We start from the raw sequence: 8836 nt of genomic DNA, 5'->3' as shown, positions 1-8836 counted from the left end.
ATCATCTTTACTTTCTCGGCATTGATGTCTACACAGATAACCTGGTTACCCGTCTCGGCTAAACATGTTCCTGTTACCAAGCCTACATAGCCCGTGCCTACTACTGCTATTTTCATTGTATATTTTGTGTTGATGAGCTTAATGCAATTCGACAAACCGCCTAAAGCATCAAATATTTTTATAATCTGTATCTTCGACGACGAAGGTAATAATTTCCAACTTTATTATGTTATTATTCTATAACTGTTTTATCCGAATTTATCGCATTTTAATATTTATCGCCGCTTTTTTTAACGAAAAGGCAAAATTATGGCAAGATGGACGGAAAAATAGTAATATTACAAAGCTCGATCAATCCATCTGGTTTCATTTTGCATCGCTTGGCGAGTTTGAACAAGGTAGACCGGTGCTCGAAAAAATGCGGGAGTTGAAACCTTCCCAGCCTATAGTGATAACCTTTTTTTCACCATCGGGATATGAAGTTCGCAAGAATACTCCACTGGCCGACTATGTGTATTATTTGCCTCTTGATACAAACCGTAATGCCAGTAAGTTTATTGAGGCTATTAACCCCACTGTTGCCATTTTTACTAAATACGAATACTGGTACCACTATTTTAATCAGCTAAACCAAAGACAAATCCCACTTTACATGATCTCGGCGATATTCAGACCCAATCAAGCGTTTTTTAAGTGGTACGGACTTTTATACCGTAAAATGCTCACGTTTGTTACACGTTTGTTTGTTCAGGACGAGCAATCATCACAACTATTACAAAACGTTGGTATAAGTAATGTTACCATAAGCGGAGATACCCGTTTTGACAGGGTTTGGGCAAACGCTCAAGCACCAAAACAACTGCCAATTATTGAACAGTTTAAAAGTAATAGCCGCGTATTTATAGGAGGCAGCACCTGGCCCGAAGACGAACAGTTGATTGCCCGGATAGTTCCCTTATATCCCGATTGGAAATTTATCATCGCACCGCACGAAATTACAGAAGATAAAATAGCGAAGTTATTAAGCCTGTTACCGGCTGATCAAACTATCCGCTTGTCGCAAGTTAAAGATATTAGCAATCCCATTAGTGATTTCAGAGTTTTAATCATCGATAATATTGGCATGCTATCATCACTGTATCAATATGGCGAGGTGGCTTTTATTGGTGGCGGTTTTGGTGCGGGGATACATAATACTTTAGAAGCGGCAGCGTTTGGTTTGCCGGTTATTATTGGGCCAAAGTATCAAAAATTCCGTGAGGCAAGGGATATCATTAGCATGCAATTAGGCTTCTCTATTAATAATTTTGAAGAGCTAAAGCCGATAGTGCACAAACTGATAACCGACAATGCCTATCGCATAGAAACAGGCAAAAATATTAAGGCTTATGTAGAAAAGAATACCGGCGCTACTGATACAATTATAAAAGCGATAGCTTAAGCCACCACCATTTCTTTTAAAGCTTGTATCCATTTTGGCGAGTCGTTCAGGCTTTCTACCAATTGGACGTGCTCGCCGCCAAGGGCTTTAAACTCATCGCCATATTCTACGGTAACTTCATAAACAGTTTCTAAACAGTCAGAAACAAAGGCGGGGCAGAATACCAATAGTCGCTTTTTACCTTCAGCGGCCAGTTGTTTAATTACTTCGCTGGTGTAAGGTTGCACCCAAGGGTCGCTGCCTAAACGGGATTGGAAACAAATAGTGTATTTCTCTTTGGGGATGTTAAGCTTTGCAGCGATCAGCTTAGCCGTATCGTGCGATTGAGCCGAATAACAAAACTTATTGGTATCGTTCAAATTATCACAGCAGTTATCAACTTTCAAACAATATGAATCTGTATGGTCGCATTTAATTAACTGGCGTTGTGGTAAGCCGTGAAAGCTGAATAAAATATGATCGTAAGTTTCAGGATCGTGTTTCTTCGCGTTATCGGCAAAGGTTTCTATCATCAGGTCATTATCGTGAAATGAATTGACAAATGATATTGGCGGGATGGTTTGCCAGGTGCGCACAATATCCATCACCTTATCAAACACCGAACCGCTGCTTGCCGATGCATATTGTGGGAACAAAGCGATAACCTGAATACTCTCTACCAAATTCTCCTTCAATCGCGCTAAAGCGGATTCTATCGATGGGCTTTGGTAGCGCATAGCCAGCTCAACCTGGTAATCATCACCCAAAGCATCCTGCAAAAGCTGATGCTGCAATTTGCTGTAATGCAACAGGGGAGAGCCGGTTTTTGGATCCCAGATATGTTGGTATAATTTAGCCGATTTTGAACTACGGAAAGGTGTAATTACACCTCTAACCAAAAAAGTACGCAAAACAGGGTTTACATCAATTACACGCCCATCCATCAAAAACTCGTTCAGATATTTACGCACATCACTTGTAGACGGACTATCGGGCGTACCCAAATTAACAAGTAAAATTCCTTTTTTGCTCATAGTTTATTAAACGCTGCAAAGATAATATTGATTTTTAGCTATCTCAATTAAAAATGTCAGCCGGGTGTTATTTGTGATGAAGGTCATTTATTTAAGCCGCCAGAGCATCCACCAGGGTGTCCCAGGCGAATCATGATGTTCATAATGATAACCAAAAAAGTAGCAACTGATAAAGGCCAGTAAGTGGTTTTTAGGTAAGCTACGCGATTGATGCTTGTTGCTATGTTCGCCCTTATGGGGAAGATAAGTGCCAAAATAAAACAACTGTAAAGTACTTAGTAGTGACGGTACAACCCAAAATAGAATGAGATTAGTTTGCGGTATCCATATTTTGAGGATGTTGAACAAAACAGCCATCACTACAATTTGCCAAATGGATAAGTAATTACGAATGAATGTAAAATACCACTTCCAGAAGCTGCCATGGTGATAATCAGGGTCTTCATCGCTATGCACATGGGTATGATGTTTATGATGCTTAGTATACAATTGCGGATACCAAAATGCTGCGTAAAATAGGGTAGCGGTATAGCCTATAGCATTGTTAATGGTTCTGTTTGATGATACGGTACCGTGCATAGCATCATGAGCGGTGATGAATAGCCCGGTATATAAATGCATCTGGACCAACACAAATACATAGATAAGCGGATTAGCCCATCTAAACTGCCAGTGCATTAATAAAATAATGGATGTGAGCCAGCAGCCTAAAACCAATAAGGCAATCAATAATCCGGTATTAGGTGAGGGCTTATGCATGGTAATTTAACGCCCGGATGGTATCAATGTTTCTCCAACTCGTTTTTAAACTCTTGCATCAGCCACATTGGGGTTGATGTTGCTCCGGCTATACCTATTTTATCGCCCGGCGAAAAGATGGACATATCCAATTCTTCGGTTGATGATATGAAATATGTATTGGGATTAAACTTTTTACAAACCTCGAACAATACCTTTCCGTTTGATGATTTTTTGCCCGATACGAACAGGATCTTATCAAAGTTAACCGCGAATTTATGCAGGTCCTTATCCCGGTTTGAAACCTGCCGGCAAATGGTGTCGTTAGCTTTGATATCGTAACCACGGTTGATCAGTTCTTCCTTAATTTGGTAAAACTTAGCAGTACTTTTAGTGGTTTGGCTATATAAGGTGAACTTTTCCGGAAGTTCTGCATTATCCAATTCTGCAATATCCTGAAAAACTAAGGCTTCGCCATTGGTTTGGCCCTCTAAGCCCACAACCTCCGCATGACCATGCTTACCGAAAATTACGATCTTCTCGTTGGCATCATGAGATGTTTTGATCCGGTTTTGCAATTTTAAAACTACCGGGCACGACGCATCTATTAACGTAATGTCGTTTTCAAGCGCAGTACGGTAAGTTTCTGGAGCTTCACCATGCGCACGGATCAGTACTTTTTCGTTATGCAGGGTTTGCAGGTCTTCGTGCGAGATGATGCGCAAACCTTTAGCTTTCAGTCGCTCAACTTCTTCGTCGTTATGTACAATATCGCCAAGGCAATATAAATAACCATCTTCGGCTAAAATTTCTTCGGCCATGTCTATCGCGTAAACAACGCCAAAGCAAAAGCCCGAATCCTGGTCAATAGTTACCTGTAAATTAAGCGCTCCCATGCTGCAAATTTAATTAAAATGCTCGAATATAATGGTCAAAATTAAACCATGTTCAATATCCCAAAAAACAGGAACTGACTAATCAGTAACACTACTGCAACCATACTTTGCCTGGTAAATTTAAAGGCTTCAAATATTCCCAGCATTAAACCGCCTGCTAAAAACCAGCCAATATAGTTTTCTATCGGTGCAGTTAAAGAGCCCGGCATAGTTATCCAATGCCAATAGTCAAACTGTGTGGCAACCGGTTCAATCAATATATCCAGTAGTACTAAAACCGCAGCGCCTAAAATTACCCTGGTATTTAAATTTTTAAAACCCAAATGCTGCATCAATACACCTGTAGCATAAGTCAATAAAAACCAGTTTACACCTATCATTAAAGGAATATCAAATAACCTAACCCCAAGCGTTCTTCCGTATACATAGTTCCCGAAAATAAGATGGTGGTGTACACCTATCCACTCCAAAACAAAACCGAATACAAACAGACTAGCAAAAAAATAGGCAAACTTTAAATTAAACGATTGATGGCTATAAACTATCAGCACCAGCATTAATAGTAAATGGAAAGGCACAATTTTCAAAAACAAAGGTTGCAAAGCAGGAGTAAGGAAACCTATCAAACCAACTATGTGGAACAGAATGATGATTGTAATTAAAACGGCCTTCTTGCTCATACTTTTCTACCCTTCCAGGTGGTTGTTTTAGTCAGATGCTTTTGAATGGCCATATAAGATATCAAAACTAAACTCAGCATTTGAAACGGATGCAATATTATATTGTAAACCGCATTTTGGCCCGATGATAAAGAAATCATTACCCGGGTTAAAGCAATTAAACCAATCATAAAAAGAATCAACGGAAAGTTAAGCGTGATCATTATCAACATTGGCCCGCCAATAAGCAATACCAAAAATATCAGGAAAGCAAATATGTTATAATTAAACGCGGCTAAAAAATTTTTGCTGAAACCGTTAAGGCTTTCGGTATAATTGGTATACATGCGGCAATTGATCATTCCATTTGCCAACAGGGCTTCACCATTCAGCTTTTTGTTTTTTACCTGCCGCATTATTTCAACGTCTTCAACTACCTTATCTTTTACCAATTGGTGCCAGTTATTGTGGCGGTAATCATCAGCATCAAAAAACATAAACTGTCCACTTGCCGCCGCTACCGAAGTGTTTTTTACCAGTAACACCAATCGCAAAGGCAATAAGTTTAATAGCATAAAATGCATTAGTGGCACAATTAGTTTTTCACCAATACTCACCATGGTTTGATTGGTAAACAAACTCAATAAACTTAGTTGATTCACCTTCATGCGATGAATAGCGCTGTTGATCAATCCCATATTAACCTGCTCATCCGCATCAACAAACATTAGGTATTGACCTTTGGCTTGCTGGGCTAACTGATGACAGGCATAATTTTTACCCAGCCAACCAGCAGCAAGCGGTTCTCCTTTAATTACCTTGAAACGGCTATCACTTAAAGCAAAGTCCGAGCATGTTTTGAAAGTGCTGTCTGTTGATGCATCATCTAAAATGAGCACTTCGTAATGTTCATAGTCTTGTTTTTGAATAGATCGGAGCAGTTCAATAATATTATCCTCCTCGTTCCTTACGGGGATCAAAATTGAAACCAGTTCATTGTAATGCTTGCTTACGCGACGAAGTTTTGGGTCGGATACGAAGTTGAATACCGTTACCACAAACCGCAATATCAAAAACAGAAGCACAAAATAAATGGTAATGATCATTATACTATAATGCTGGTTTGTTGCTGTTTAGCAGTTTGATAGTGCCGCATGTACTGCTCTTTAATTTCATCCGGCTTTATCTCATCAACGTTCAATGCCTTTAAATAGATATGAGCCGTCGGCTTTTTATGTTCAAAGTTTTCTGTAAAATTAGCCGCGAAAATATATTGAAAATTGGCTTTAGCCTTAGCGGCGATATGCAATATTCCTTTTTCAAAACTCAACGTATCAACAAAGTTGGAATACAGTTTACCTTGTGGGAAGATAACTACTATGTTATTGGGGTCGCCCAATAATCCGGCAGCATAATCCAGCGATTCCAAAACCTGCCTCGAATTTTTAACTACCGAAAACGAACCCAGATACTTCAAAAAGCCCATCTTTCGCATGCTCTCTTCCAGCACCATAACGTGGAACCGTTTTTTAAAAACGAGCTTATTAACATAGTAAAGCAAAAAACCATCCCACCAGCTAAAATGGTTGGCAATAAGCAAAATTGATTGCTCTTTGTTAAACTTAGGCGTGTTATACTCAACCTTATAAAAATGGCGCTTGATTATCCAATCAATATAAAAGGCAAAGAAACCAGTGATCACGAAGTTTTTCTTAGGCTTTAACATCAATAGCAATATATGAGTTTTAGTTCTTAAAGTCTCCCTAAAGGGGAGATTTAGAGGGGCTTTTAATGGGCTACGTTAACCTGATCCTTCAACGCTTGTTTGTGGAAAGCCTCAACCCTGGCAACCAGTTCCTCAAATGGGACCTCGTTCGCCACACCGCAATCAAACAGATGCATATACGCCGAAGGTTTCAAACTCTCAAAATAATCAATGAGCGTAGCACAATAAACAATCTGGCAGGGGCCTTTAATGTGCTTTACCAAACGTTCAATGCCTTTTTCAACACTAACGTGGTCGGTATGGTTCGATATCAGTTCGCCTTGCGGGAAAACCACCACCAAATTCTCCGGGTCATTTAACAGATCAGCCGCATACCATAACGATTTCAGCATTTCGCGTGTGCCGCGTTCAATAGAAAACCCACCGAACAGGTTAAATAGCATCCGCTTTTCCAAATGATCATGCTGCATCATAATAAACAGCTTGCGCTTGAATGTCCAGTAGGCCAGATAATTGCCAAAAAAGCCATCCCACCAGCTAAAATGATTGGCCAGCAATAAAATGGAATGGCCTGGTTTGACTTCAAAAGGCATTACCTCAATGGTTTTAAAAGCCTTGCGCATGCGGTAACGCATATAAATTGCGAATATATTACTCAGGGTTTTATTGCGGCGGGCGGGTATCATACTGGCAAATTTACTAAATACATATCCAAAGCCGCGGTAACTAACCAATGCCCCATAGGCACCTCGTGAACCACAGCCTCATTCAATAATTCAATAGCTGGCATAGCTGGTTTTTTAGGGAATAGGAGATCATCTTTACCGAAAATGATCAAGCATTTAATGTGGTATTGATTGATCGCATCTGCAACCTTGTTAATATTCGGCTGCAAAAAGCGGATCAGATTGAGTGTGTAAAATACATCCTCCCGTTTTTTAGGCGTGTCAATTTCGTTATAGGCAATGGTATACAGGCTATCATCAATCACCTTCATGCGTTTCAAAGCTTTGAGCACAGTAGGCGCTATCCATTTGCTTTTGGTGATGCTTTTAAATAATGTCCGGCCCACGGCATGGTGTTGCAAAAATTGAAAGCCTTCATATCCTGCAAAACCATCGGGGGCCATTAGTATGATCTCATCAATAAGTTCAGCATAATCTTCAAGTAATACCAGCACAAAGTTAGCACCAATAGAATACGCCATTAAGGATATCCGCTGACGGCCATAAACCTTAAACCATTCCTCAAGGTACAAACGTACCATCGCTTTAGGCATTCCGGCCAGTATCTGTTTTTCAGTCCAGCCATCAAGTACGCTCTCACCATGAAAAAAATGATCGAAGCCGTAAACCTTATACTCACTCAATATGGACTGTTCCAGCACATTAAATTGCTTCCCCGTCATACCATAACCATGAAAAGCCAGCAGCGGTTTGGTGCCCTTGCCATATTCATGATAATGTACCGTTCCAAGTCCGGGTAAGCGTAAAAATCCCATAGCTGGCAATAATAAGCAATTATTAGCTGTTTTGTTTTGGATGATGGGCGGGAATATCCTAATAAAGCAAATCGAGGGTGCTATCCGGATTGTTATATTTAACAACATAAAACAAAATCAGACAAAAAATCAACAAAGATTTAAAATCGAATCTTTATGTTTGGAACATTCAATCATTATAATATGTCAATCCAAACCGGCCAACCAGCACCCGATTTTAAATTAGTAGCATCAGATAAATCAATAATTAGTTTATCCGATTTTAAAGGCAAAAAAGTAGTTCTGCATTTCTTCCCGTTCGCATTTACCGGAACATGTACAACCCAACTATGCACCATGCGCGATAGTTTTGGCTATTACGATGGCCTTGGCGCACAAATATTAGGTATCTCGGTTGATTCGCCGTTCACACTGGCTAAATTCAAAGAAGAAAACAACTATCAGTTCCCGTTATTGTCTGATTTTAACAAAGAAGCCTCAGCCGCCTATGGCGCACTGTATGAGGAATTTGTGTTAGGATTAAAAGGTGTTTCAAAGCGTGCGGCTTTTGTTATCGACGAAGAAGGCAAGGTTATCTATGCCGAAGTATTAGAAAAAGCAACGGATTTACCTGATTTTGAAGCTATTGCGGAAAAAGTAAAGTAATTTTGCATTTTTTTATCGAATTTTAAAAGAAAACTCTATTTTTGCAGTCCGTTAAAAAAGCAAACAATTGCCAAACCTAACGGAATGGATATGCACTCGTAGCTCAATTGGATAGAGCGTCTGACTACGGATCAGAAGGTTAGGGGTTCGACTCCCTTCGAGTGCACTGATTAAAGTCTTTTTGTGTTGTGCAGAAAGACTTTTTAAATTTTAAATC

General features: G+C 39.7%; 11 protein-coding genes and 1 tRNA gene. 3 read left to right on the top strand and 9 right to left on the bottom strand.

Going from position 1 to position 8836, the window contains the following annotated elements:
• Window positions 1-116, bottom strand: a 116-nt coding sequence (locus ABIN91_RS04610; protein WP_348047236.1) for a hypothetical protein, incomplete at its 3' end; no start/stop codon positions are given.
• Between the two features lie 110 nt (window positions 117-226).
• On the opposite strand from ABIN91_RS04610, the gene ABIN91_RS04605 reads away from it, so the two are divergent.
• A complete protein-coding gene (locus ABIN91_RS04605) occupies window positions 227-1441 on the top strand; it encodes a glycosyltransferase N-terminal domain-containing protein (RefSeq protein ID WP_348048955.1) in 1215 nt (404 codons plus the stop codon).
• Here the strand turns inward: ABIN91_RS04605 and hemH are convergent.
• The 8 genes from hemH to ABIN91_RS04565 form a co-directional block, all read right to left on the bottom strand.
• On the bottom strand, window positions 1438-2454 hold the full coding sequence (gene hemH / locus ABIN91_RS04600) for a ferrochelatase (RefSeq protein ID WP_348048953.1): 1017 nt from the start codon (window positions 2452-2454) through the stop codon (window positions 1438-1440). The two genes, ABIN91_RS04605 and hemH, sit on opposite strands and share 4 nt — an antisense overlap.
• A gap of 87 nt (window positions 2455-2541) precedes the next feature.
• Window positions 2542-3213 (bottom strand): fatty acid desaturase, encoded by a 672-nt coding sequence (locus ABIN91_RS04595; RefSeq protein ID WP_348048951.1) that lies wholly within the window; start codon window positions 3211-3213, stop codon window positions 2542-2544.
• Between the two features lie 23 nt (window positions 3214-3236).
• Complete coding sequence (locus tag ABIN91_RS04590; RefSeq protein WP_348048949.1) at window positions 3237-4088, bottom strand: 4-hydroxy-3-methylbut-2-enyl diphosphate reductase; 852 nt, start codon at window positions 4086-4088, stop codon at window positions 3237-3239.
• A 41-nt stretch (window positions 4089-4129) separates the two neighbouring features.
• Complete coding sequence (locus tag ABIN91_RS04585) at window positions 4130-4768, bottom strand: carotenoid biosynthesis protein (RefSeq protein WP_348048947.1); 639 nt, start codon at window positions 4766-4768, stop codon at window positions 4130-4132.
• Window positions 4765-5853, bottom strand: coding sequence for a glycosyltransferase family 2 protein (locus ABIN91_RS04580; protein ID WP_348048944.1), 1089 nt, complete (start codon window positions 5851-5853; stop codon window positions 4765-4767). The genes ABIN91_RS04585 and ABIN91_RS04580 overlap by 4 nt, the downstream gene beginning before the upstream one ends.
• A complete protein-coding gene (locus ABIN91_RS04575) occupies window positions 5853-6473 on the bottom strand; it encodes a lysophospholipid acyltransferase family protein (RefSeq protein ID WP_348048942.1) in 621 nt (206 codons plus the stop codon). Before ABIN91_RS04575 ends, ABIN91_RS04580 begins: the two co-directional genes overlap by 1 nt.
• Before the next feature lie 62 nt (window positions 6474-6535).
• A complete protein-coding gene (locus tag ABIN91_RS04570; RefSeq protein WP_348048940.1) occupies window positions 6536-7159 on the bottom strand; it encodes a 1-acyl-sn-glycerol-3-phosphate acyltransferase in 624 nt (207 codons plus the stop codon).
• The gene (locus ABIN91_RS04565; RefSeq protein ID WP_348048938.1) at window positions 7156-7974 is read right to left on the bottom strand and encodes an alpha/beta hydrolase; all 819 of its coding nucleotides are present in this window, start codon (window positions 7972-7974) and stop codon (window positions 7156-7158) included. Before ABIN91_RS04565 ends, ABIN91_RS04570 begins: the two co-directional genes overlap by 4 nt.
• Before the next feature lie 183 nt (window positions 7975-8157).
• Here ABIN91_RS04565 and ABIN91_RS04560 point away from each other — a divergent pair, with 183 nt between their 5' ends.
• Together ABIN91_RS04560 and ABIN91_RS04555 are read left to right on the top strand one after the other, a co-directional pair.
• Window positions 8158-8619, top strand: coding sequence for a redoxin domain-containing protein (locus tag ABIN91_RS04560; protein ID WP_348048936.1), 462 nt, complete (start codon window positions 8158-8160; stop codon window positions 8617-8619).
• A gap of 92 nt (window positions 8620-8711) precedes the next feature.
• Window positions 8712-8785, top strand: a tRNA-Arg gene (locus tag ABIN91_RS04555).
• Window positions 8786-8836 lie beyond the last annotated feature (51 nt).

The organism is Mucilaginibacter sp. (assembly GCF_039921305.1).
In the GTDB taxonomy this organism is placed as follows: domain Bacteria; phylum Bacteroidota; class Bacteroidia; order Sphingobacteriales; family Sphingobacteriaceae; genus Mucilaginibacter.
The sequence above is the reverse complement of the archived record's forward strand: the minus strand, read 5'-3'. Positions and strand labels throughout refer to the sequence as shown.

Coding starts and splice junctions, on each gene's coding strand:
- ABIN91_RS04605 (WP_348048955.1), top strand. CDS start 227: ATGTTATTATTCTATAACTGTTTTATCCGAATTTATCGCATTTTAATA.
- hemH (WP_348048953.1), bottom strand. CDS start 2,454: ATGAGCAAAAAAGGAATTTTACTTGTTAATTTGGGTACGCCCGATAGT.
- ABIN91_RS04595 (WP_348048951.1), bottom strand. CDS start 3,213: ATGCATAAGCCCTCACCTAATACCGGATTATTGATTGCCTTATTGGTT.
- ABIN91_RS04590 (WP_348048949.1), bottom strand. CDS start 4,088: ATGGGAGCGCTTAATTTACAGGTAACTATTGACCAGGATTCGGGCTTT.
- ABIN91_RS04585 (WP_348048947.1), bottom strand. CDS start 4,768: ATGAGCAAGAAGGCCGTTTTAATTACAATCATCATTCTGTTCCACATA.
- ABIN91_RS04580 (WP_348048944.1), bottom strand. CDS start 5,853: ATGATCATTACCATTTATTTTGTGCTTCTGTTTTTGATATTGCGGTTT.
- ABIN91_RS04575 (WP_348048942.1), bottom strand. CDS start 6,473: ATGTTAAAGCCTAAGAAAAACTTCGTGATCACTGGTTTCTTTGCCTTT.
- ABIN91_RS04570 (WP_348048940.1), bottom strand. CDS start 7,159: ATGATACCCGCCCGCCGCAATAAAACCCTGAGTAATATATTCGCAATT.
- ABIN91_RS04565 (WP_348048938.1), bottom strand. CDS start 7,974: ATGGGATTTTTACGCTTACCCGGACTTGGAACGGTACATTATCATGAA.
- ABIN91_RS04560 (WP_348048936.1), top strand. CDS start 8,158: ATGTCAATCCAAACCGGCCAACCAGCACCCGATTTTAAATTAGTAGCA.